Below are 21,596 nucleotides of genomic sequence, written 5' to 3' on the forward strand. Positions count from 1 at the left end.
AGATATTCTTTTTATTAATATAAAAACCCCCACTGTGCAAGCTTACAGTGGGGGTTTTTCGCATATTATTCTACCTTACGTTAACCTGTTTTTCTTAATAGCTTTTGTTTTTCGCGGCTCTTTTTCACCATAAAGTGTATACCACATAAGCACAACCCGACGGCTATTCCAATTGTCAAGTTTGTAAACACCGTCAACGAAAATGTCGTAAGTAAAACCAGTGAATGAAATGATTTTTCTTTTATCACCTTTGCAAACTGTTCTTTTTTACTGATATTCCATGCTACAACCATTAAAACTGGCGCAAGACTGGCAAGCGCAACGTATGAAGCATACGGAGCTAGCACTAACAGCACGATTAACACAAAGATAGCATGCGTCATTCCTGCAATTGGAGATGAAGCGCCGTTTTTAATATTGGTAACGGTTCTTGCAATCTCTCCTGCTGCGGGAATACCTGAAAACATCGGTGTTACCATATTTACAATTCCTTGACCGATCAGTTCTTTTTTGCTGCTGTGCTTTGATTTTGTCATTTCATCCGCAACGCGAGCTGTCAGCAAAGACTGTAACCCTACAAGTATAGCAATCACAAACGCAGAAGGTAAAAGAGTTACCATCCTCTCCACTGTTATGTCTGGAAACGCTGGCGCCGGGAAATGACGAGGTATCTCTCCGTAAATGGAACCAATGGTTTCAAACTGATTGGAAAAGAAAAAAGATGCCAAGCCCGTTGATACAATAATTCCGAGTAAATAAGACATCCCAAGCGACTTGGGTGAAAAGTAAAGAACAATTAAAATCGTAGCTAAGCACAATCCTGCTGTAGCAATACTATAGATGTTGATGAAGTGTAAATTACCAAAAATCTCTTTTATATTCAAATGAAAAAACTGAAATTTGTCAATCGCGTGCAGCCCAAGGAAGTTTGGTATCTGCCCGCTAAAGATAATCAGCGCAATTCCTGACTGAAATCCTACAATAATAGATGACGGAAAGTACTTGATTAAAGCTCCTACTTTACATAGCGCAAAGATAATGAGGAGAATCCCTGACATAAAGCCGGCAATTAATAAGTTTTCATAGCCATATTGCAACACAATTCCTAATAAAACAGGAACAAACGCACCCGTAGGTCCAGCGATTTGAAACCTACATCCACCTAAAATAGCAATTAGCAAGCCCGCTACAATCGTTGTATACAGTCCTGTAACAGGCGATATTCCAGAAGCTATCGCAAATCCTAATCCTAAAGGTATAGCTATAATGCCAACAACAATACCCGATAGTATATCTTTCTTCAAATGCTGCAAGGAGTAATTTCGAAAAACCTCTAGATTCATAAGTGTACATCAGCCTCCATTTTAAGTAGTGAGGTTACCCATTCGTATTTTGGTCATACAACCTTATTTCACTTCCATTCGTTCAAAATAAGGTGGGCTACTCGATTACTTCTATCTTAAAGGAGACAACTTACAAAAAAATAAAGAGGAAATTAGAAGTTTCTTAGACAGTTATTAAAATTTTCTTAAAAATTCTCACTTTTTATTCTTTTAGTTATTTTTCAGATAAACTGTGGTTCTTAATTATAAATAAAGCAAGATAACTAGACCCTATAGTAACTGTAGAGTCTATGTGGACAGGCTGCACAGATTTTTAAGGTCAAGTAGACAACAGGACTGCCTCCATCGGTTTAATTACATCCGAATTCACAGGACGGTGGGTTGCATGAATCAGGTTAATCACAAATTTAAACAGGTGAAACCTACGTTCATCCTAACAAAAAAAACGAACCACCCATCAAACATGTTGATCAAGGGTCCGTTTTTCACTTGGGCTAACATACGTTTGTCTCAGGCTCGTTTTTTTTACTAATAAGATATATAATACCAATTCTTTTGTATCTTTTCTATTTCATCAAACTTCATACCAAAATCGCCTGATGAAGGTTTACGGTTTTTTGGGTCATAAACAAAACCTGAAAAATGGCCGAAAAGCCTAAGGTTTGTAAAGAAAAGTATGGAAGTTGCCTTTCCTTTGGTTTCTACTGCGACATCATCTCGACCTCTGGATACACTCGCATACTCTTTCGGTAGATCAATCAGCGATGAGTTGTCGGGTTCATTGGAGAAAGGAATGAGCGATGGGTAGTCGACTCCATCGGCTTTCAAGACGCCACTTTGTATTTTAGCTGCCACTTCTTCTCTTTTCTGTTGATGGAGTTTAAAGTTTATGTCTAAATTAAGCTGCTCAAACGGAATGAAGAACCACAGCACAACGGTCATCACTTGAATAACCAGTGGCAGCCACTTTCTACTACTAAAGAGATAAATCAATGTCCACAGCGTTAGTAGTAAAAAGAAAGGAATGACAAAGAATAACCATATATATGGACTTACGTATCTCCCTATACGATCATCTAAATCCCATTGAAACAGGGACAATAAAAAAATGAACAAACTACTACATAACGATAAAAGCAAGGTTAAATGACGTTTCACATATTTCCCTCTCTCTGAAATAATTCTTTTTTAACCTTCATTGTATATCAAAGTCCTTATGGGAACGTATATATACTTCACACATGTTTCATTACTATAATGTGACTTCTAGACATCAAACCAGCCTTTGGATTTATAACTCTAAAGGCTGGTAGTCTAACTGGATATTTCTTAATATTTTTTATGCCATAAGGTTAATTGATGAGGATCACATAGATATACAATACGCATACCCAGCTTTTTTAACTACCATAATAATACTTTAAAAAATTCATGATAGATAACAGGATGACTAACATAATTAAAAATCCTTCTATTAATATCCTTCGCCCTTCTTTTGGGGATTTCTTTTGTTTTTTATGGGCGTAAAAAATCATTTTTCGAAAGGCAACGTGCAGTAAAATGATAAAAACCAACATACCAATCTTTACGAGAATTAACAGGTCATCACATCCTTTTTAACAAACAAAATAAAGAACGAACGGCCAATTGGTAAATAACTCAGCTATGAAACTTTTTATTTTCTTTGTTCTTTTGATACTCTACAAAAAATGAGACTGGGACTGCTCCAATACCTATACCTATTGAAATAAACAGCGACTGGTTCATCTGAAGACTCGGATTTGCCGCTGCCTTACTATAAATGATAAAACACACAAAGCTTAAAAGGCCTATAGCTAAAGGAATGAGCGCGTGCTTGTACCATTTCATTCTAGTAGCCTCCTCTCTTTTTCAACCCGCTTAGCTTGATAGTGGCAGCATTTTTTCAGATTGAGAGATGCACTCGACATTATGTATCAATCATCTTTTATAAGAAGTGATTTCCTAAAATAAAGCTAGCTAAAAGAACGATTACAGCTACTCCTCTCAATATATAACTTTGACTTTCACTCAAAGGTTTACCCCTTCTTTCACTTATAACAAGGTGAATGTAAAAAAGATAAAAAGAGAAAAGAAATCCCACGCCTGCTGCCATAGCTATGATTATTTCCAAATTATCACATCTCCTTTTTCTTCCTTTTCCTTCTTTTCTTCTTGTTAAACAAGTTTAGCCAAATAGTCAGCGGCACCTCTCGAGAAAATACAAACCATCTTGAAATTGCACAAAAATAAAAAAGGCAGGGTTTCCCCTGCCTTTTTGCATATGTAATTCCTCTTTACTATGTCAACTCAGCGCTTTTAGCGAGCATAAAAGCAGAGATACTAAACAAAACAATCAATAAAGAAGCGGCGTGTAACAGTAAAAAAAGAAATTTTTGGCCGCCTTTAATGAAGAACGAATAAATCATTCCTAGGATTGTTACTAAGATTAAAAGTGCTGCTGCTATTTTAATTACTATAGCAAAGAAAGCTCCTGCAAATACAATTGACGGAATAAAAGACGCTACAATAATGATATACAAAATCAGTGTAGCAATAAAAGCGTTTTTTGATACGTTTGAAGCACGTTTAAACAAATTCCCCATATAATCTCCTTTCCCATTTTAAAACTGCATCTTTTACTATAATACATGTGTCTAGAGGACACAATTAACTTTTGTGAAAACCTTGATAAGTTAAGCTTGATCACCAATAATATCAGCTATATTTTTGAGATCTTGTTTGCTTAGTTTATCAAATGTTCTAGCTGTTTTTTGTTTGAATTATTTGTTGATAAATAGCCTTAAAGAACGCTTTGTAGTCTTTACTTCAAAATCAATTCATACTAAAATTCTCTCTTCCGGTAGATAGACAGCGCAATAAAGTAAGAAGCAATATACATTACCATCCCCAAAAGAGTATATAAGATAGGAACATGCAAAGAAGAAGCGATCGGTAAGCTGGATGCTGCTAATATTTCAACTATATACCCAACAACTCCTTGTAAAGCAATCGCAACGAAAAGGCCGCCCATTCCACCTCCAAGTACTATTCCGTCAGATTTCTCTGCCCCGAATACATAAAGAAGCGGATAAGCAAGTGCACCGGCGAAAAGTACGATAAATGTACCAAACGAAACGATATTTACTATATTCTCTACTGCACTCTTGGAAATAAGCGAATACATTGAGAAAACACCATAAGATAGGATGGTTCCGCTGACGACAATTAAAAAGTAAAAAATATAGTGGCTTTGCACCACATTTTTCCGGCTAATTGGAAGGGTAAGCACGTATTTGTCATAGCCGGTTTTGCTTTCTAGTTTGATCACTTCAAGCGCTGGCATTGCCATTAATAAAATAATTAACATCGCTATAATACGATAAAATGAAGGATCAGCAAAATAAAAGATGACTGCAGAAATAACTATGGCGAGCGCTGTGTAAGTCAAAAAGCTTCGGTGAATGAGGTAATAGTTCGTTAACAATAGACCTTTCATTTATCGTTCACTCCTTGTTAAAAGCACGCTTAGTTCTTCCATCGACATCGGTTCAGTTACAGTTCCTTCTGGCAGCTGATGCTTATCTGATACGAGTACACGGGCAGACGTATCATACGTTCTTTTTGCCACTACTACATCTTCAGGAAGTACATTCAGCTGCTCTTCCTTCATAACGGCAATTGCGTACTCCTCAAACACTTTCTCTTTTTCTTCATTTAATAAAATTTCACCTTTTTTAATCACAACAAGATGGCTCGCGATTTTTTCGACGTCGCTCATAATGTGAGATGAAAGCAGTATTCCGCTGTTCCCATCGCTGACAAAAGCTTTTAATTCATCTAATATCTGCTCTCTAGACGAAGGATCCAATCCTCCTGTCGCTTCATCTAACAGCAATAGTTTAGCACCGTGAGACAGCGCTACCGCTAGAGATAATTTCATCGACATGCCGCGTGAAAACGTATGTATTTTTTTATCTTCTGGCAATGAAAAAGAACGAATCAACCGGTGAAAATCAGCTTCTTCCCAAGATTTAAATAGCTTCTTAAAAACGTTGTTTAGCTGTTTTATCGTTAAAGAAACCGGCAGATTAATCGCATCAAACACGACTCCAATGTCTTCTTTAATCGTCGCATCTTTATTTAAATTGTCTTCACCAAATATTTCGACCGTACCGCTATCTCTTGAAATCAGTCCTAGTACCGCCTTAAACGTCGTCGATTTCCCTGCTCCGTTATCACCAATAAATCCTACAATCGATCCAGGAGGTACATGAAATGAAACATCTTTTAAAACCTCATTTTGGCCAAACGATTTTGCCATGTTTCTAACTTCTAAAAGATTTGTCATTTGCTCACTTCACTTTCTCTATTAGTAGTTAGGTGTAATCATAGAAAGTAACTGATTTATTCATTTTGACGGCACTTTAAATCACCTTTTATTTACAAAAATGACTATTTAATACCAATTATAGCTAGTAAACTATAAAAAGTCGATGATAACATAAAGGTTTGCTGCCCCTTCGTTTGTTTTTGATGACCGTAATATGTATGACAACATCTGCCTGTACTATTCTTGCCTGACCTATTTAGCAAAATCACAAATAAAAAAAGGATCTGCTATAAAAGATCCTTTTTTCTTCACTATAATTGATGACCCTGCTTTTTTTCTTTTTCACTTAATACGTAGTCGGTTATAAACCCTAGAATAAGTCCGACGGCTACCGGTATTAAACCGCCTTTTGCTTCCATTTGAAAATTTTCCGGTTCATTTACATAAAGCCACTGAACTGAAAGCAACGAAATATGAAAGGTATTGCCAATAAAAAATAAAAGTGCTATCGTTCCAAGCGTTACGCCGAATGAAATGATGTATTTCTTCACTGTACCCCTCCTTTCATTAAAAGGCTGCTCGAAGCAAAGCAACCTTTTAATTTCTTTATTTTGCTTCAAGCACTGCCTTCTCTCGAAAAATCTTCTTTAATACAAGAGATTGAAAGATCATAAACAAACTGCCCGTCATCCAATACAAGACGAGACCTGACGGTGAAAATATCCCAAAAGAAAGGACCATGACAGGCGAAAGAATTTGGGCTAGCAGTGCGTGGGATGAATTCATTCCTTCTACGCCTGTTTGTATAACTCTTCCCTGTAAGTACGTAGCAACCGCTGCAACGATCGGAAGAATAAAATACGGATCCGAGTGCCCTAAATCTAGCCATAAAAAGGACGATGCGCTAATCTCATCTATTCGTCTAATCGCATAGTACACAATTGAAAAGACTGGAAGCTGAACTAGTAAAGGAATGCATCCCATCAGCGGGTTGGCTCCATTTTCTTTAAGCAGTTCCATCATTTCACGCTGATATTGCTGCTGACTCTCAGGATCTTTATTTTTGTACTTCTCTTTTAGCTGTTGAAGCTGTGGCTGTATACGTTTATTGCTCAGCTGATTTTTATATTGAAGAACATTTAAAGGCGCCAGCAGCATACGTACGCCCACCGTCACAAGCATAATTGAAAAGCCAACGCTTTGATGAAGCCACGTATTTCCTATAAACAAAATGAGCAGTGAAAAAGGATAAATAAAATAGTGATCAAAAAAGTGAGTGTGCGAACTTTGAATCACGTTTACTGAATCACATCCGGCAAGTAGAAAGATGGAAACAACAATAAAGAAAAGCTTCTTTTTATGTTTTAACATCTATATTCCTCCAGTATTTTTTTAGTTAAACGAAAAAAACACTGGCGAATAAGGACCTTCATCGTCTTGTTCACCTATTGCTTCTTGTCTCTGAACAGAATGTATAAATTTAAATTTATGATACACGCAGCATATAAGATCCTGAGCACGTAAAAGATTTACGTTTTGTATGAGATACAGGTCTTTTTGCTGCAGGCAAACGTGCTTATGTATTGTTTGAAATGTAGCTAGTTTAATAGCAGCATGTACAAAGAATGCTGTCATGATCACAAATGATAAATACACTAAAGCATCCGGTATAAATAATTCCATTTATTCACATCCTTATGGATTATTGTATCACATTTTCCTTAATTTAGGTTAATTGATTTTATGGCGCAGAATCTGCTATCTCAGTAAATATACTCTACAAAGCTGGTTTTCTTATAGGAAAGTCAAAAGCTACGTTTCTTTTGCACATACCTTCATACGTTTGATGAAACAACGAATAGAACATATACTGGGACACATATAATTCTAAAAATTTCTACTTTTATTAGTAAAAAGGATATTATTCCTTTTTATGGTATAATCAAAAAATATAATTCATAGGGAGTGAAACTATTGGAAACTAATACAAAACCTCAAGTAAACACCAACTCTATTGTTTCTCTAACTCTAGGTATCCTGTCCATTTTTATTCCAATCCTCGGGTTTATTACAGGTATTATCGGCATTATCCTCTACAAAAAAGCATCAAATCAAATAGCTGCTTCCAATCAAGGCGGCAAAGGACTCGCGATTGCCGGGCTGATCTGCAGTATAGTAGGCGTGATTTCTCAGCTGTTCTTCGTATTGGGGATTATTACGTTTGTATTTGCCGGGACGACAATGGAATAAAAACGTAGTTTATATAGAATCATTTACATTTCTATGTAAAACAATAAAAGCTTGATTTTCAAATAGTTGAAAATCAAGCTCCTAAAATGTAAACGTTACTTATTTAATCATCGTTACTACACTTACGCGAAATTGCAAAGGAGAATACAAAATTAAATCTATCGTTGAATCCAGAATAAAAGAAATCATAATTGTTCTACTTACTTTACTGCTAGTCATCTCTGTGTTGATTAACTGTTCTAGCTATTTTAATAGTACAGAAATAAAAACGTTCACCTCAAAATGTTATGATAACGGCGGAGATGCGATAGTAGAAATACATAATCCAATTACCAATGACTATTCTTTTAAATGTAAATAGCTGAGTTAAAAAACAGCTGGTCACTGAACAAGCTTACCTAGAAGAGGGCTAACGATTTAGCCCTCTTCTATACGTTAAAATATCGACGTATTAAGTCAACAATAAAGGAGTTCTTTATGAAACATGTCATATTAGGCATCTGCGTATTCGTATATGCCGTACTATTAGACTATCTAAAATATAACTATGGTCTTAACCTTATAGGAAAGGTGCTAATACTGTCCGTTTTAACTGGTGTTACGTATAAAATTATCGAGAAAATATATGAAAACCGAGAAACTACCTCAAAGAATTAAAAAACCTATAACCGCTCTAGATATAAAACAAACGCTGACAAATGGATGTCAGCGTTTGTTTTACTTGTTTTTATGAAGTGAATTATTTGCTCATAAAAGCAACAGATCTTAAAGTCTCACGATCTATACTCTATTGCTGATTACCATGTAAGGTGTTTGTAACCATTAAATCCTTACGTCTATAAATACTCAACACAATTCCAATTAAGAAAGCATTTAACAAGATCGGCATCAATCCGTAGCTAATAAACGGTAAAGACATATTTGTCATAGGAAAGAATCCGGCAATCATTCCTACGTTCCCAACTAGCTGTACAGTATAGACCATTACAACTCCTGCTAGTAAAAGCTTGCTGTACGTATCGTTTAGATTTCGGGCAATAAATATAATTCTCAGAGCAACTAAACAAAGAACCACAATAAGAATTGCTGCAAATAACCATCCGTAATAATACGTAAAACTTAAGAAGACGAAGTTAGTATGAGCCTCAGGGATAAATTGATCCGCAAATGAATGCTTGCCAAACCACCCTGCACCCACAAATAGATGATGTATTTCTAAGAGTCCAAATTTGGATGTTAAATATTCAGCGTTATAGGGATTTAAAAATGAAAGAACTCTATACTTCTGATAATAAGCAACGGTCATCCATCCAATTATGCCCCAAGCAGCGACTAACGCAAAGCCAGTTCCTAGGACAATGGCTATTTTCTTTTTATTTAGCTTACTCCACCAGATCATCGTAAAGGTCATGGCTACATATATAAAGAGCGTTGTAAGGCTGAATTGTAAAAAGAAATACGATGACAGAATGAACAAAAGAATAAATTTCCACATTTTAAAGCGATCGCTTTGAAAGAACCCTCCCCATGCCATAAGGAAAAAAGGAATGGCCATTAAACCTTCCATTTTTAAAGGCCCTAACTTAAAAACAGCTTGACCGTCTACGACGGTGTTAAAATGCCTTGTGAGGAACAATAAGAGTGCAGTACCTAATAAATAGAACATCCATCCTTTATTGGCCATCTTTCTATAGTCTATCAACATCATGCCAAGAGCTAAAACCCCACCTAAAACTACAAAGATAGCCTTATACATAGAAAAATGATTATCATTCATATACCCTTGGGACAGCAGTGGCAGAAACCCTAAAAGAAGAGCAGCTACAAATAAAATTAAGGTCATCCAGTCTACTTTCGGTCGATGAATACGGTTAAGACTTTGACCAATGCTGATGGGATTTCCCATTTGAGTAACAGCCTTGGCTTCTGCTTGGTCTTCGCTTATCCCTTTTTGCAGCCAATAGTTTTTCACTTCGTTTAAATGATGATGCAATTCCATGGAAACAAATGCCCTGGCTTCTTTTGATTTAATTTGCGATTGCACTTGTTCTAAAAATGAATTTCTTTGTTCACCCATATACTCCTTCACCCCTCTAGTATTTCTTTAAAACTTATGTGGTTAGATAATGGCTGCTCTGCCACTTTTTTAAGTAGCCTGCGCCCCTTTTTATTTAATTGATAAAACTTTGCTCCGTCTTCTTGCCAGCTGCTCGTCAATACACCTTTTAGCTCTAGTCGATGGAGGATGACATATAAAGCCCCTTCGTTTTCTTTAAAGTTTAAAATCCCTCGGCTTTGCAGTAAGCTGACTAACTGATAGCCTGTTTTTTCTTGTACAAGCAGCTGCATAATAGCGATTAAAATTTCTTCGTCGCTATGAGTCTCTTGCTTTATTTTTTCGTGAATGCTTTTCTTATGGTTTTCTGTAAATTTCAGCTGAGCAAACACTTCACGATTCATTGTTTTTCTAAGATTTTTAAGACGTTTATCCATGACTCATTCCTCCAGCATTTCTTTTAAAAGTGATTTTGCACGCCTCAGTCTTGTTTTTACTGTATTCGTTCCGGTTTTGGTTACGAGCGCAATGTCTTTAATTAACAATTCTTCATAGTAAAAGAGGTAAATCACTTCTTTATATTTGGTAGGCAGCTTCATAACAGCTGACATCAGCTCGTGGTCTTCTTCGTGTTGAATAACAGCTTCCTCTATGTTTTCTTTTTCACTTATATGATTTGGAAAATAGTCTGTCGCCGGTATAATGTTTTTGTTGTACCAGCTTTTTAAAAAGTCTTTACAGTGGTTAATTGCGATTTGCCATAACCACGTCCGAAACTTGGATCTACCGCTGTACTTGTAAAGATTTTTGTAGCATTTAATAAAAATCTCCTGCGTCAAATCCTCCGCAACCGCTACGCTGTTTACATATGAGTAAGCCAGCTGCAAGATTTCCTGTCCATATCGATCCATAATTTCATCTATCACTAGTTCTTTGTCTTGCACGTGTATCCATTCTACGGTTAGTTCTTTCACTTCTGCCTCTCCTTTCTTGTTCTTAGACGAAGCGTTTTATAAAAAGGTTTTTATATTTTTATTTTTATTTTCTAGATAATTGCATCTGCACGAAAAAAAGGTTCTCTACACGAGAACCTTTAGTAGTACTTTTATGTACATGCTATGAAAAAAGATTGCCGATGAAGATAATAAACCCTGTCACTAGAATTAACCCAGCACTAATTACCACTGTTAGAATACTTCTTAGAGCCGATGCCCAATTGTTTATTCCAAAGAAACCTGCAATGCCGATAAAAAATAGAATAATTGCTAGACAAAAATTTATATTCAATAATGCTGAATAATAAAAAGCGATGAAAAAGAACACAACGCATGGTAGTGTAAAGATAAATGACCAAAAATTGATAACTCCTGCCATTTCAACTAACCTCCCCTACCTTTGAAACTTTCACTTTTAAACACATTCTTAAATCATTTATTTCGAGCCTGGTTTTAAACACTGCAAGAAGAAATCGCAAACTTCAGTTTGAATAAACTGCTTCTTTAAACTGCACAATAAATACTCTAATTCAAATTCCTGATAAAAAATTTTAGCAGCAACCGATTTTAATTCTTCTACAGTTGGTTGTTCTGACACATATAGTTTATCTAACTCAAGGTTAAATGGCGAAAACAGCTGATCATCTTGATATAATACGGAAATATCTTCACCTTTTATTCGGCAGCTAAACACACCTAGTATTTTTAAAAATGCCTGAACTTGATTTTCTTCAAACTCATGATCAATCGCAAACATAAAAAAAGGATGTTCCTCAGGGTTAATCATATGTTTCATGAGACTCATTTGATATTTTAATAGCTTTACTTCTTTTGCTACGTCCAACTTCTTCACATCTTTCTTAGAAAATGATACTGCTATACTCTGTGGATTTTACCATAATCTAGTAGTGATAATAAACCATTTATAGGGGTATCACTTTGTAATTAATTGGATAATAAGGTATATTGTTATAAATAGGAAATTACTTTATAAATTGAAAGCGAGGATACATATGGGCTTATTAATAATTGCTGCTATTATCACGTTATCTGTGATTTTAGATTACTTTATCTTTGACTATGACGAGAAGCACTGGGGCTGGTTGAAGAAAGCTTCTAAACCAGTTAGAAGAAGTGTTATTGGGTGTTACTTGCTTATGTCATTTGTTATTTATTTTAGTTTGAGTCTTCCGTATATTAAGCCTTTTTTATAAATATTAGTCTACCTAAACTGGTTAGCCTATAACTCTTACCCAAAAGTTACAGGCTAACCAACTCACTTAACCACCACTACAAATTGTTTATCTTCAAATGTAAACATCTCCCCTAATTCATAGATATACTTCTTTTTATCTAATTTATAATGCTTTCCCAAATAAAGCGTTTTTAAGTTAATACTCGTATCTAGACTGGAATCTTTTTCTTCCGCTTCATCACCGTCCAAGCAAGAATATAATTCGATGTGACAACCCTCTATAAGGTGTTCTTCAATATATGTAAAAAGCTCTCTCATGGATTTCGGGTGCACAGCGCAAGATAATTCGTAGATATATGGCAAGGTGAATACATGCTTTATATCGCTGTACCCTTCAGTTAAGTAATTGATACTAATACCGTACGCATCTTCTTCTTTTTCATAGATTGTAATCAGCTTTTCTTTCTTTTGACTTTGATTAAAAGAAGAAACTTCGGATAAAGGCACCAACTTTTCTTTTATGCCAAAGCTTCCTGTAGGCAATTCATAAGGAGAACCTATATAGTGATGTATCGTCATATTCGTCACTTCGCTTTCTCTTTGCTTATGTAAAATACTATTATTCTATCACTCTTATTAAGATTACATACAAATACAAGGAAAATATGTATAATAAAACCAGGGGTGACAACATGAAAAAACTACTGCCTTTTCTATTTCTAGCCGCTCTTTACTTGTATGACTCTTCATACAATCATACTGCTTTTTTACATAAACCGGTTGTTTCGGCGTTTTTATATGTAGGTGCTATTTTTGCCTGTTCGCTACTGCTTGTAAATGTAAAAAAAGATCGAGCTGTTTAAGCAAGGAGATTACTATGAGCTATAAAATTGTATTTTTTGACGTGGACGGAACTCTTACTCATCACGAAAACGGGACGATTTCCACCAAAACTCGAGAGATTGTAAAAAGTTTAAAGTACAAAGGATTAAAAATCGTAGCCGCTACCGGAAGGCCTTTATCTCTCTGTGAAGAAATTAGAGAATTAGGTATAGATACGCTCATTACCGCAAACGGAGCGTTTACTGTACATAATGAAGAAATCATTCATAAGCTGTCTATGGATAAGCACGCTGTGCGCGAAGTTTTTGAATACGCAGCATCGGAAAATCACGGCCTTTCATTTTACACAAAAGAGCTCAGCATGAACGGTGTCAAAGATAAAAATATTTTAAAAGCCCTGAACGAAACATTATCGCTCAGTGATTATCCTCAAATAAGTGAGCGTATTTACGATGAAGATATTTATTTAATGTGCTTATTCGCTGATGAAAAAACGGCTGAACAGTATGCACAGCGATTTCCTCATTTAATGTTTAAAAGGTGGCATCCTTTTGTCGTAAGTGTTCTTCAAGAAGAAATCACAAAGTCGGTAGCTATCCTAAACGTCTTAAACTATTTTAACATCGATCACTCCGAAGCTATCGCATTTGGAGACGGCGAAAACGATATTGATATGATCGAGTTAGCCGGCCTTGGAATTGCGATGGGAAATGGATCTGATAAGTTAAAAAGCGCTGCTGATTTTGTTACGAAGAAATCAGGTGAAGACGGAATTGAATTTGCCCTTAAAAATTTTGGCATTTTATAAGAAAGCAGTACGCCTAGATAATTTATCTAAGCGTGCTTTTTTCCCTCCATAAATGTTTCAGGATGTAGCTCCTCGGATTGAATGACAATGGCCGTCATGCCTTCTTCACTTCCCGACGTATGCCACTCTCCTTTTTCCCACATCGCCGCTTCTCCACGTTTAATGGATACTCGTTTTTGATCTCCTCCTGTTACCCATCCTTCACCTTCGACTACGATAAACAGCTGAGGTATAGGCGCTGGGTGATGTCCTACCGTTCCTTCTCCATCTATATACATATAGCCAATCGTAGCCGCTTCGTTTGTTTGAATCATTTTTACGTAAGTAGCTAAATGCGACTGATATTTTTCTACTTTTTTGCCGTTTTCTTTACTGCATGTATAGATTTTCAATGTGCACCTCTTCTTGGTTCATTACGATTTTTTATTTATTTTTATTGCGCTTAAGATACTCGGGCGGAGAAACAGATTCAACAAATAAAGCACCGTCTAGCTGATCACGCGGTACAAATAAATTCGGCATAGTACCGCTTTCTAAAAAGATCGTTTTAGTGAATATCCACTTGTTGTCTGAGTTTTTTTCAAGCTGTGAGAAATCCGTAAATAACGCCGGTGACTGCACTTGATGCATGTAATCTTCTAGACTTTTTTTAGGCGGCTTCTCTATTTTGTATGGCTGCCCTGTATCCGTATGTATTTCACCTTCATACATAAATAAGCCTAAGTAATAAGACTGTTTTTTTATTTTATTAGAGACAATTGCTCCTAGAGGTTCAAATCCCGTAAACGTTTTGTATTGCTTGAAAATATGAAGATTATGGGCCCAAATAATAATTTTTTCGTCAGGATACAACTCCTGACAAACCCACTCTAGATTTTCTTTCATCCTTTTTTCTCTTACTTTTTTATAGGTTCGGTGGTTATGGTGAATATGGTTAACAAAATATAAGCGATTTTGCAGGCATCGAATAATTATTTTAACTTTACATGCAAGCTCTTGATTTTCAAGATACAAAACGTATTCTTCATGTAGATAAGCTTCTAAGTCCGCTATTACTGCGCTTGCTTTTTCTTTAAACTCTTCAAACTCATGCAGCATTTCTGCTGGGACTTTTTTTCTTCTCGCTTTATATTGCCCTAGCTGGTAGTACCATTTATATACGCCTGCTTCAATGTATTCTATCTTTTCTATTACGTCTTTAGACACTACGGGACTCAGCTGCTGAACAAATTTTATGAAAAGATCTGGATTAGAAGAAGGATTAATATCTATTCCTATTAAATTTAAATCTGAGTTCTTTATTAGCTGAGACAAAGACAGATTTTCTTTTGTTGCCCATAAAGAATAAATCGCGTTTTTTAAAAAGTCTTCATCTGTAAACTCTTTCTTTAACTCATTAGCGCTGTAGCATTCAGCTAATCCGCTTTCAAATGCCAGTACGGTAAAATTCATTTCTTTATGTAGAAATTCTATTATTTTTGACTTCATCATATTATGTTCTCTTATGTTATGACCGTTTTCCCCTAACCACACAACTCTCTTATCTTTTACGATATGACGGAGAAATTCAAACTCTTGCGGCGTACATTCAGTTGGTTTGCTTAAATGGATTGAGTTTTCAGATAGCCATTCTATAGAGTTTAAATACTTCTCTTTTCCTCTAAAAAAAATTCCCATACCCTATCCCCCTTTATCGCATTGCCTATTACTTCCATTTTACTAAAATACAGCTAACACTTCACTATTTATGTCCGGTAACTAATCAACAGCAAAAAGACCTTATAGATATCTCTATAAGGTCTTATCTTTCTAGAATTCTAGATCAACTCATCTCGCTGAGCTTTCTCCAAACGTTCTTTGACTATTTTCTTAAACGCATGAGGATCATCTACACGAATGGCGACCTGCTTGTATTTCTTTTTAATCCCCATAAAAAGTGTCGCCTCTCCTGGAGACTTTAGTGTTAATAAAAGATCTGGATAAACTTTTTCAAAATCACGTGCAATAAATTCAATCGTGGTGTTAGGTATTTTTTGTTCGAGGATGTGAGTGTCTTCTATTATTTCTTCAATATCTTTAAAAGAGATTTCCATACGCTTGGCTAAGCCAAACGAAACGTATATACGATCATCTTCCACTCGTAAAGGGTTAAGCCTTAATGCTTGAATGTCTCCTATAAAGAAAACAATGCTGTAAATATTAAGGAACAGTAAAACAACTGAAAGAATGATTGACGTGTTGTGCAGGAGCCAGTGAAGCCCTAATGTTTCAATAACAATCGCGTGAATAATCATAATTTGAAATGTAATAAAACTTGAGCGTTTATACAGAGTAAACGTATCCCCTTCAGTACTCGGCTGCTTCTTCCACGTTCCAAACGCATAGTAAAACATCAGCATTTCTGAACACAGTATGTGTATAAACGTTTGTTTGGGAAACTTTTCGTTTATAGCCCGCGAAAAGGAAAATAAAAGCGGTAAAGAGCTTGATTTGACTCTTTTCAAAATAGGCGGTACGTTTTTAGCCAGCATAAACAGCAGCGAAAGTTCAAAGAAAATGAGTACCCCTTCTATGCCAACGCCTAGCCACATAACCGACTGAAAAGAAGCTAAATATTCACTTGGAATGATAAAACGCGCAGCAATAAGACCTGTGGCCATTAATACAATAAAATATTTTACGCTGAACTTACGTTGCCAAGCTAGAAACAAGAGCGGAGCCACAAGGCTTAAATCTAAAATAGATCCTACTACCACTCCGTTGAGATCAGCAGGCAAAGACTGAGTTCCAAAAGAAGAATGATATAACACATAATTCGAGCTTATCACTAATAACAACAAGAAAAGAGCAACAAAAGAAACTGTTTTTTTATGAAGAACCAAACAACCCACCTCACTTTTAGTTGGCGAAACATTACAATTCCTGTTACTTCCATTTTAGCAGTGTAGTTGACTTAAGTCACTTTGTAACATGGCTTTGTGTTATAAAATCCATTTAAAGATATCGACTTTTTTATCGTTATTACCTGAAATTGTCTGAAGAAGCTTCCACCCTCTGTTTTGGTAGTATTCAGAGGCGGTTTCAGTCTTTAAATAAAGCTCTTGATATCCTAAGCTCTTAATTACCTTTAATCCTTCTAGTATGAGAGTTTGACCTACACCTCTACTGCGATACTGGGGCTTTATGTACAAGGAAGCAAGCCAAGGTTTGTATACACCTTGTATTTTTAAGTCGTTTTCAAAAATTGATACGGTCCCTACGCACGCTTCTCCTTCTAGCGCAATGAGTGTAAGAGGCAAATCATCTTTTTGCGTGTGTGAAAAGAAGGTTACAGCTTCTTCAAAAGTCATCTTGCTAGTTGTGTTTTCCACAAACTCTTTATAGATCATAGAGGCGACTTCTTTAATATAATCAGGATGATTAGACAAGAAATCAACTGTCATGGTTTTTCCTCCGCGTCTTAATGGTTCTCCTCATTTCCATATGCACGCCCTTTCTTTTTCAAATGCTAGACACGTATTCCGCTATATGAAAAGCCTTTAACATCTGCAATGTATTTTAGACTTTAACTTTTATTGGTGTCGTTTATGCGCACTCTTGAAACAGACTTTAAGCTATCTCCTTCAAAAGATAATTTGTAGATATCAGGCATCTGTAAACTCTTCCAAAACTCAAAATCATACTTTGCATCAAAATAATTCATGATTAACACCATGATGTTTCCATGCGTTCCAACAACAATATTTTTTCCTTGATACTTTTCTAAAATGTTACAAATACATGCTATGCCTCTTTGCTGAGCTATGATATTTGACTCTCCTCCTGCTAGAGAAAATAAAGGATCTTTCCACACTTTTGTGATTGCTGTTTCAAAATCTTCTAAAGGATCCGAGCTTAACTTTCTTTCTCTCAGATCATATGCCAGTTCAATATCTAAATTGAATTGATTGGCAATTCCTTCGACTGTTTGAACAGCTCGTTGATACGGACTGGAAATCACAAGATGTATCTCTTCGTTTTTAAGTGAACTCGCAATTTGCTCAGCATCTACCATTCCTTTTTTTGATAAAGGTCTATTGACTTCATCAGGTGTATACATCGAATGAGCGTGCCGGATCAAATATAAATTTGTCACATTTTCTCTCCTCTTAAAACTGTTGTGTATGTGTAATTCATCTTTTCATGTTAGAAGCGCCCTACATCTCAAAAAAGCTATGTCTTTCCACTTTACAAACTCTAAGCGAAAACTTTTGATACCATTCTGTTTTCCCTTTGTGCTGGGCTGCGCGGTGGGCTGAGTTTTCTTTCCACATTTTGATTGATTCTAAAGAATCCCAGTATGAAATGGTAATGCCTAAATCTTTGTCCCTGGCACTTTCTATTCCTAAAAAGCCTTTTTGTGCAGAAGCAAGCTCTACCATTTTGTCTGCCATAACTCTATAACCCTTCTCACCTTCCGTTCTTTCAGAAGCAAAAATAACGGCATAATAAGGTGGTTCGGGGGTTTTAGAGATTCCACCCATATTGATTTCCTCCTTTAGAAGTCAAATTAACAGTAAAAAAGTATAAGTGCATAATTAATTTTTCTATTACCTTTATCTTCTTTTAGTACTATTTTTATAAATTCCATTATAATACTTTTTTAAGTTTACCTATACAAAATGTAACATTTAATAGCATGTAAAGATAAATACTCCATACTGTAGTTTTTGATTTTTGAGACGCTGAAGAAAAACTTGGACCGATAGATAGTTACCGAGAGGTGTTTTTCAGTTTCCTTTATCATTCTATTTAAAATCTCAATTCACATAACATATAATAACCATAAAAATAAAGAAGATTCTATAACAGTAAGTTTCTCTTATTTTATAGCATAAACCTCTTTATTAAATGCATAGATTTATAAAATTTAAAAAGGGCTTAAGACAAACTTAAGCCCTTTTTTCTTGAAATTATTATTTATTAAACGAATATATTTGGAAAGCTTAAAAACTTCCTACACCGGCTATATTTTAAGTCTCCAACTATTAAATACTAGTGTTTAAAAACACGGTATAAATGGCACTTGATGCAGGAGTTGGATTAGCAAATAGTGAGAGAGCAGTATCAGCTGCTATAGGATTCCCTGAAATATTACTAATCCAGGTAGCTGTAGCGGGAGCCAGAACATAAGGTGAGCCGTTTGAAACAAATACCACAGACTGCGGTCCTACAGCTGTAGAACGAATACTGAATTTGAAAGTCCCACTCGTTGTAGCAGTTACCCTCAATACAATAGTTGATATAATATTGCTTGTTAATGGTGCCGATGCATCGTTTATTACATCTGAACATATTTGAAAGCTATAAGAGCCAGGTGATAAGTTATTAACATTTATAGAACCTGAGAAACCTACTACGCTTCCTGATCCTCCAGTTACATATGGTATAGTTTGAGAAGTTGCGCCAGGTGATCCAGCGACTCTTTGGAATCCTGTGTTAACACCACCAAACAGAATAGCTTTTGTATTGCCACCAGGAGTTCCTGCTGGTCCTTGCGGTCCCGCTGGACCTTGAGCTCCTACTGGCCCTTGAAGCCCTTGCGGTCCTGCTGGACCTTGAGCTCCTGCTGGCCCTTGAAGCCCTTGCGGCCCTGCTGGCCCTGGAGCTCCCGCTGGCCCTTGGAGCCCCTGAAGCCCCTGCGGCCCCTCAGGCCCCTCAGGCCCTTGAGCTCCTGCTGGCCCTTGGAGCCCTTGCGGTCCCGCTGGTCCTTGGAGCCCCTGAAGTCCCTGCGGCCCCTCAGGCCCCTCAGGCCCTTGAGCTCCTGCTGGCCCTTGGAGCCCTTGCGGCCCTGCTGGTCCTGGAGCTCCCGCTGGTCCTTGGAGCCCCTGAAGTCCCTGCGGTCCCTCAGGCCCCTCAGGCCCTTGAGCTCCTGCTGGCCCTTGAAGCCCTTGCGGCCCTGCTGGCCCTGGAGTTCCTTCTGGCCCTTGGAGCCCCTGAAGCCCTTGCGGTCCCTCAGGTCCCTCAGGCCCTTGAGCTCCTGCTGGTCCTTGAAGCCCTTGCGGCCCTGCTGGTCCTGGAGCTCCCGCTGGTCCTTGGAGCCCCTGAAGTCCTTGCGGGCCCTCAGGTCCCTCAGGCCCTTGAGCTCCTGCTGGCCCTTGAAGCCCTTGTGGTCCCGCCGGCCCTTGAGTTCCTGCTGGTCCTTGGAGCCCCTGAAGTCCTTGTGGCCCCTCTGGCCCTTGGAGCCCTTGCGATCCCGCTGGTCCTTGAGGTCCTTCGGGCCCTTGTGGTCCTGGAGGCCCTCCCGCTGGTCCTGGAGGCCCCTGGGGTCCTGGAGGTCCCGGAGATCCCGCAGGCCCTGGAGATCCCGGAGGTCCTGGAGATCCCGGAGGTCCTGGAGATCCCGGAGGTCCTGGAGATCCTGGAGGTCCCGGAGTTCCCGGAAGTCCCGGAGTTCCCGGAAGTCCCGGAAGTCCCGGCGGTCCCGGCGGCCCTTCTACACAACAAATTTCACAGTTACAAAAGTCGTCACATCTTTTCTCATATCGAGTATTAGTACGACAAGAATAGTCTTCTCTCGCACTTTTGGATTTTTTAACGTATTTTTTTTTACTGTAACTCGTCATATATCTCACACTTTCTACATTTTTTAATACAGTATGCATGAGCAAATGATAATGTTTTTAAACACAATAATTTTGTACAATTAAATAAAATTCCCATATTCTATTTTGCACACAATAACCAAAATAAAGATTCCCAAAAGGTCTTATAGCTCATTTAGTACATATAAAAGCTTATTAGTTGATATATCAACTAATAAAGAGTAAAGTTTTTCTATAATAAAGGTTAAAAGCGAAAGGATGAGTAAGATGTTTAAAGACGGTTATGTAAAAGTGAATGATGTAAACCTCCATTACGTGACAAAAGGTGAAGGCGAGCTTATGCTATTTTTACATGGCTTCCCTTACTTTTGGTATACGTGGCACCATCAGTTAGAAGAGTTTTCGAAAGATTATCGCGTGGTAGCGGTAGATATGCGAGGCTATAACTTATCAGATAAGCCAGCAGAAATTTCTTCTTACAGCATGCCTCTTCTAATGGAAGATGTAAAACAGTTAATTGAAGCATTTGGTGAAAAAGAGTGTGTGTTAGTAGCACACGATTGGGGCGGCGCTGTAGCATGGGCATTTGCTTATACGTATCCGCAGTATGTCAAAAAGTTAGTGATGTTCGATGCACCGCATCCTTATACATTTATAAGAGAGCTTGCTGAAAACCCTGCTCAACGAGAAGCAAGCAGCTATATGAGCTTTTTCCAACAGCCAAATTCTCAAGATGAGCTACTCGCAAATAATAGTGAAAAGCTAAGAAACATGCTGACGGAGCCTGGCATCAAAAAAGGCTATTTAACAAAAGAAGAAGAAGCTAAATACGTAGAGGCGTGGAATCAGCCGAATGCGATGAAATCCATGCTTAACTACTACCGTGCGTCTTCTCTTTATCCGTTTGAAGAGCGCGTTCATAAACCTGTTGCCCTTCCGCATAAAGTATTTCACTCTCCGACTTTAATTGTATGGGGAAATGCAGATGAAGCGTTTGAAAACAGTAATTTAGATGGAATTGAAGAGTACGTTCCAAACGTAACGATTCACCGCTTAGATGGTGTAGGGCATGCTCCTCAGCATGAGCAGCCAGAAAAAGTAAATGAATTCATGAGAAACTTCTTAAGCAAATAAACTAGAAAAAGACTGCAAAGTACAGGATACAACCGCT

At 37.3% G+C, this 21,596-nt stretch carries 28 protein-coding genes; 5 read left to right on the forward strand and 23 right to left on the reverse strand.

The features are described from left to right. Window positions 1–80: 80 nt before the first annotated feature. The 10 genes from U9R83_RS17110 to U9R83_RS17155 all read right to left on the reverse strand — a co-directional run bounded on the left by U9R83_RS17110 (window position 81) and on the right by U9R83_RS17155 (window position 7,377). On the reverse strand, window positions 81–1,343 hold the full coding sequence (locus U9R83_RS17110; protein WP_116741636.1) for a SulP family inorganic anion transporter: 1,263 nt from the start codon (window positions 1,341–1,343) through the stop codon (window positions 81–83). Between the two features lie 528 nt (window positions 1,344–1,871). Next, complete coding sequence (locus tag U9R83_RS17115) at window positions 1,872–2,501, reverse strand: hypothetical protein (RefSeq protein WP_328575336.1); 630 nt, start codon at window positions 2,499–2,501, stop codon at window positions 1,872–1,874. 501 nt (window positions 2,502–3,002) lie between these two features. Further along, window positions 3,003–3,212 (reverse strand): hypothetical protein, encoded by a 210-nt coding sequence (locus U9R83_RS17120; RefSeq protein WP_014459075.1) that lies wholly within the window; start codon window positions 3,210–3,212, stop codon window positions 3,003–3,005. A 97-nt stretch (window positions 3,213–3,309) separates the two neighbouring features. Further along, window positions 3,310–3,495, reverse strand: a complete 186-nt coding sequence (locus tag U9R83_RS17125; RefSeq protein ID WP_182421048.1) for a hypothetical protein — start codon at window positions 3,493–3,495, stop codon at window positions 3,310–3,312. 166 nt (window positions 3,496–3,661) lie between these two features. Continuing rightward, window positions 3,662–3,967 carry a hypothetical protein gene (locus U9R83_RS17130; RefSeq protein ID WP_115654477.1) on the reverse strand — a complete coding sequence of 102 codons (306 nt, stop codon included), beginning with the start codon at window positions 3,965–3,967 and terminating at the stop codon, window positions 3,662–3,664. Between the two features lie 239 nt (window positions 3,968–4,206). Next, window positions 4,207–4,860, reverse strand: coding sequence for an ABC-2 transporter permease (locus U9R83_RS17135; RefSeq protein WP_243549596.1), 654 nt, complete (start codon window positions 4,858–4,860; stop codon window positions 4,207–4,209). Further along, window positions 4,861–5,712, reverse strand: a complete 852-nt coding sequence (locus tag U9R83_RS17140; RefSeq protein WP_243549597.1) for an ABC transporter ATP-binding protein — start codon at window positions 5,710–5,712, stop codon at window positions 4,861–4,863. Window positions 5,713–6,005: 293 nt separating this feature from the next. Further along, window positions 6,006–6,245 (reverse strand): hypothetical protein, encoded by a 240-nt coding sequence (locus U9R83_RS17145; protein WP_182421050.1) that lies wholly within the window; start codon window positions 6,243–6,245, stop codon window positions 6,006–6,008. A gap of 55 nt (window positions 6,246–6,300) precedes the next feature. After that, window positions 6,301–7,065: a membrane protein insertase YidC gene (gene yidC, locus U9R83_RS17150; protein ID WP_243549600.1), complete on the reverse strand. Its 765-nt coding sequence runs from the start codon at window positions 7,063–7,065 to the stop codon at window positions 6,301–6,303. A gap of 21 nt (window positions 7,066–7,086) precedes the next feature. After that, window positions 7,087–7,377, reverse strand: a complete 291-nt coding sequence (locus U9R83_RS17155) for a hypothetical protein (RefSeq protein WP_243549602.1) — start codon at window positions 7,375–7,377, stop codon at window positions 7,087–7,089. 291 nt (window positions 7,378–7,668) lie between these two features. On the opposite strand from U9R83_RS17155, the gene U9R83_RS17160 reads away from it, so the two are divergent. Next, window positions 7,669–7,944: a DUF4190 domain-containing protein gene (locus U9R83_RS17160; protein WP_116741656.1), complete on the forward strand. Its 276-nt coding sequence runs from the start codon at window positions 7,669–7,671 to the stop codon at window positions 7,942–7,944. Between the two features lie 787 nt (window positions 7,945–8,731). Here U9R83_RS17160 and U9R83_RS17165 read toward each other — a convergent pair. The 5 genes from U9R83_RS17165 to U9R83_RS17185 all read right to left on the reverse strand — a co-directional run bounded on the left by U9R83_RS17165 (window position 8,732) and on the right by U9R83_RS17185 (window position 11,839). Further along, window positions 8,732–10,021 (reverse strand): FtsW/RodA/SpoVE family cell cycle protein, encoded by a 1,290-nt coding sequence (locus U9R83_RS17165; RefSeq protein WP_014459065.1) that lies wholly within the window; start codon window positions 10,019–10,021, stop codon window positions 8,732–8,734. Between the two features lie 8 nt (window positions 10,022–10,029). Further along, window positions 10,030–10,437, reverse strand: coding sequence for a PadR family transcriptional regulator (locus tag U9R83_RS17170; protein WP_243549604.1), 408 nt, complete (start codon window positions 10,435–10,437; stop codon window positions 10,030–10,032). A 3-nt stretch (window positions 10,438–10,440) separates the two neighbouring features. Continuing rightward, window positions 10,441–10,974, reverse strand: a complete 534-nt coding sequence (locus U9R83_RS17175) for a sigma-70 family RNA polymerase sigma factor (RefSeq protein ID WP_028414648.1) — start codon at window positions 10,972–10,974, stop codon at window positions 10,441–10,443. A gap of 142 nt (window positions 10,975–11,116) precedes the next feature. Further along, window positions 11,117–11,374, reverse strand: coding sequence for a hypothetical protein (locus U9R83_RS17180; protein ID WP_182421055.1), 258 nt, complete (start codon window positions 11,372–11,374; stop codon window positions 11,117–11,119). A gap of 57 nt (window positions 11,375–11,431) precedes the next feature. Further along, the gene (locus tag U9R83_RS17185; protein ID WP_226555162.1) at window positions 11,432–11,839 is read right to left on the reverse strand and encodes a DUF1878 family protein; all 408 of its coding nucleotides are present in this window, start codon (window positions 11,837–11,839) and stop codon (window positions 11,432–11,434) included. 169 nt (window positions 11,840–12,008) lie between these two features. On the opposite strand from U9R83_RS17185, the gene U9R83_RS17190 reads away from it, so the two are divergent. Continuing rightward, a complete protein-coding gene (locus U9R83_RS17190; protein ID WP_226555160.1) occupies window positions 12,009–12,209 on the forward strand; it encodes a hypothetical protein in 201 nt (66 codons plus the stop codon). Between the two features lie 62 nt (window positions 12,210–12,271). On the opposite strand, the gene U9R83_RS17195 is transcribed toward U9R83_RS17190, so the two are convergent. Further along, a complete protein-coding gene (locus U9R83_RS17195) occupies window positions 12,272–12,769 on the reverse strand; it encodes a hypothetical protein (RefSeq protein ID WP_226555570.1) in 498 nt (165 codons plus the stop codon). A gap of 113 nt (window positions 12,770–12,882) precedes the next feature. Here U9R83_RS17195 and U9R83_RS17200 point away from each other — a divergent pair, with 113 nt between their 5' ends. Beyond that, window positions 12,883–13,053: a hypothetical protein gene (locus U9R83_RS17200; RefSeq protein ID WP_226555158.1), complete on the forward strand. Its 171-nt coding sequence runs from the start codon at window positions 12,883–12,885 to the stop codon at window positions 13,051–13,053. A 14-nt stretch (window positions 13,054–13,067) separates the two neighbouring features. Next, window positions 13,068–13,841, forward strand: a complete 774-nt coding sequence (locus U9R83_RS17205) for a Cof-type HAD-IIB family hydrolase (protein ID WP_226555157.1) — start codon at window positions 13,068–13,070, stop codon at window positions 13,839–13,841. 26 nt (window positions 13,842–13,867) lie between these two features. Here U9R83_RS17205 and U9R83_RS17210 read toward each other — a convergent pair whose 3' ends face one another. The 7 genes from U9R83_RS17210 to U9R83_RS17240 all read right to left on the reverse strand — a co-directional run bounded on the left by U9R83_RS17210 (window position 13,868) and on the right by U9R83_RS17240 (window position 20,446). Beyond that, a complete protein-coding gene (locus U9R83_RS17210; RefSeq protein WP_226555155.1) occupies window positions 13,868–14,233 on the reverse strand; it encodes a cupin domain-containing protein in 366 nt (121 codons plus the stop codon). Between the two features lie 31 nt (window positions 14,234–14,264). Then, window positions 14,265–15,518, reverse strand: coding sequence for an erythromycin esterase family protein (locus tag U9R83_RS17215; RefSeq protein WP_243549606.1), 1,254 nt, complete (start codon window positions 15,516–15,518; stop codon window positions 14,265–14,267). Between the two features lie 140 nt (window positions 15,519–15,658). Continuing rightward, window positions 15,659–16,723: a beta-carotene 15,15'-monooxygenase gene (locus U9R83_RS17220; RefSeq protein ID WP_243549608.1), complete on the reverse strand. Its 1,065-nt coding sequence runs from the start codon at window positions 16,721–16,723 to the stop codon at window positions 15,659–15,661. A 99-nt stretch (window positions 16,724–16,822) separates the two neighbouring features. Further along, window positions 16,823–17,284, reverse strand: coding sequence for a GNAT family N-acetyltransferase (locus U9R83_RS17225; RefSeq protein ID WP_243549610.1), 462 nt, complete (start codon window positions 17,282–17,284; stop codon window positions 16,823–16,825). Between the two features lie 122 nt (window positions 17,285–17,406). Beyond that, entirely contained in the window at window positions 17,407–17,976 is a 570-nt protein-coding gene (locus U9R83_RS17230; RefSeq protein WP_226701437.1) for a histidine phosphatase family protein, read from the reverse strand. Window positions 17,977–18,037: 61 nt separating this feature from the next. Next, a complete protein-coding gene (locus U9R83_RS17235; protein ID WP_243549612.1) occupies window positions 18,038–18,364 on the reverse strand; it encodes an antibiotic biosynthesis monooxygenase family protein in 327 nt (108 codons plus the stop codon). A gap of 504 nt (window positions 18,365–18,868) precedes the next feature. Beyond that, on the reverse strand, window positions 18,869–20,446 hold the full coding sequence (locus U9R83_RS17240) for a collagen-like protein (protein WP_243549614.1): 1,578 nt from the start codon (window positions 20,444–20,446) through the stop codon (window positions 18,869–18,871). 246 nt (window positions 20,447–20,692) lie between these two features. On the opposite strand from U9R83_RS17240, the gene U9R83_RS17245 reads away from it, so the two are divergent. Next, window positions 20,693–21,559 (forward strand): alpha/beta fold hydrolase, encoded by an 867-nt coding sequence (locus U9R83_RS17245; RefSeq protein WP_243549615.1) that lies wholly within the window; start codon window positions 20,693–20,695, stop codon window positions 21,557–21,559. Window positions 21,560–21,596: the final 37 nt, after the last annotated feature.

It is taken from the genome of Priestia sp. LL-8 (assembly GCF_036227845.1).
In the GTDB taxonomy this organism is placed as follows: domain Bacteria; phylum Bacillota; class Bacilli; order Bacillales; family Bacillaceae_H; genus Priestia; species Priestia zanthoxyli.

Excerpts from the sequence above, each read along its gene's own strand:
- U9R83_RS17110 (WP_116741636.1), bottom strand. The coding sequence starts at position 1,343 with ATGAATCTAGAGGTTTTTCGAAATTACTCCTTGCAGCATTTGAAGAAA.
- U9R83_RS17120 (WP_014459075.1), bottom strand. The coding sequence starts at position 3,212 with ATGAAATGGTACAAGCACGCGCTCATTCCTTTAGCTATAGGCCTTTTA.
- U9R83_RS17130 (WP_115654477.1), bottom strand. The coding sequence starts at position 3,967 with ATGGGGAATTTGTTTAAACGTGCTTCAAACGTATCAAAAAACGCTTTT.
- U9R83_RS17135 (WP_243549596.1), bottom strand. The coding sequence starts at position 4,860 with ATGAAAGGTCTATTGTTAACGAACTATTACCTCATTCACCGAAGCTTT.
- U9R83_RS17140 (WP_243549597.1), bottom strand. The coding sequence starts at position 5,712 with ATGACAAATCTTTTAGAAGTTAGAAACATGGCAAAATCGTTTGGCCAA.
- yidC (WP_243549600.1), bottom strand. The coding sequence starts at position 7,065 with ATGTTAAAACATAAAAAGAAGCTTTTCTTTATTGTTGTTTCCATCTTT.
- U9R83_RS17155 (WP_243549602.1), bottom strand. The coding sequence starts at position 7,377 with ATGGAATTATTTATACCGGATGCTTTAGTGTATTTATCATTTGTGATC.
- U9R83_RS17165 (WP_014459065.1), bottom strand. The coding sequence starts at position 10,021 with ATGGGTGAACAAAGAAATTCATTTTTAGAACAAGTGCAATCGCAAATT.
- U9R83_RS17170 (WP_243549604.1), bottom strand. The coding sequence starts at position 10,437 with ATGGATAAACGTCTTAAAAATCTTAGAAAAACAATGAATCGTGAAGTG.
- U9R83_RS17180 (WP_182421055.1), bottom strand. The coding sequence starts at position 11,374 with ATGGCAGGAGTTATCAATTTTTGGTCATTTATCTTTACACTACCATGC.
- U9R83_RS17190 (WP_226555160.1), top strand. The coding sequence starts at position 12,009 with ATGGGCTTATTAATAATTGCTGCTATTATCACGTTATCTGTGATTTTA.
- U9R83_RS17195 (WP_226555570.1), bottom strand. The coding sequence starts at position 12,769 with ATGACGATACATCACTATATAGGTTCTCCTTATGAATTGCCTACAGGA.
- U9R83_RS17200 (WP_226555158.1), top strand. The coding sequence starts at position 12,883 with ATGAAAAAACTACTGCCTTTTCTATTTCTAGCCGCTCTTTACTTGTAT.
- U9R83_RS17205 (WP_226555157.1), top strand. The coding sequence starts at position 13,068 with ATGAGCTATAAAATTGTATTTTTTGACGTGGACGGAACTCTTACTCAT.
- U9R83_RS17215 (WP_243549606.1), bottom strand. The coding sequence starts at position 15,518 with ATGGGAATTTTTTTTAGAGGAAAAGAGAAGTATTTAAACTCTATAGAA.
- U9R83_RS17225 (WP_243549610.1), bottom strand. The coding sequence starts at position 17,284 with ATGACAGTTGATTTCTTGTCTAATCATCCTGATTATATTAAAGAAGTC.
- U9R83_RS17235 (WP_243549612.1), bottom strand. The coding sequence starts at position 18,364 with ATGGGTGGAATCTCTAAAACCCCCGAACCACCTTATTATGCCGTTATT.
- U9R83_RS17240 (WP_243549614.1), bottom strand. The coding sequence starts at position 20,446 with ATGACGAGTTACAGTAAAAAAAAATACGTTAAAAAATCCAAAAGTGCG.
- U9R83_RS17245 (WP_243549615.1), top strand. The coding sequence starts at position 20,693 with ATGTTTAAAGACGGTTATGTAAAAGTGAATGATGTAAACCTCCATTAC.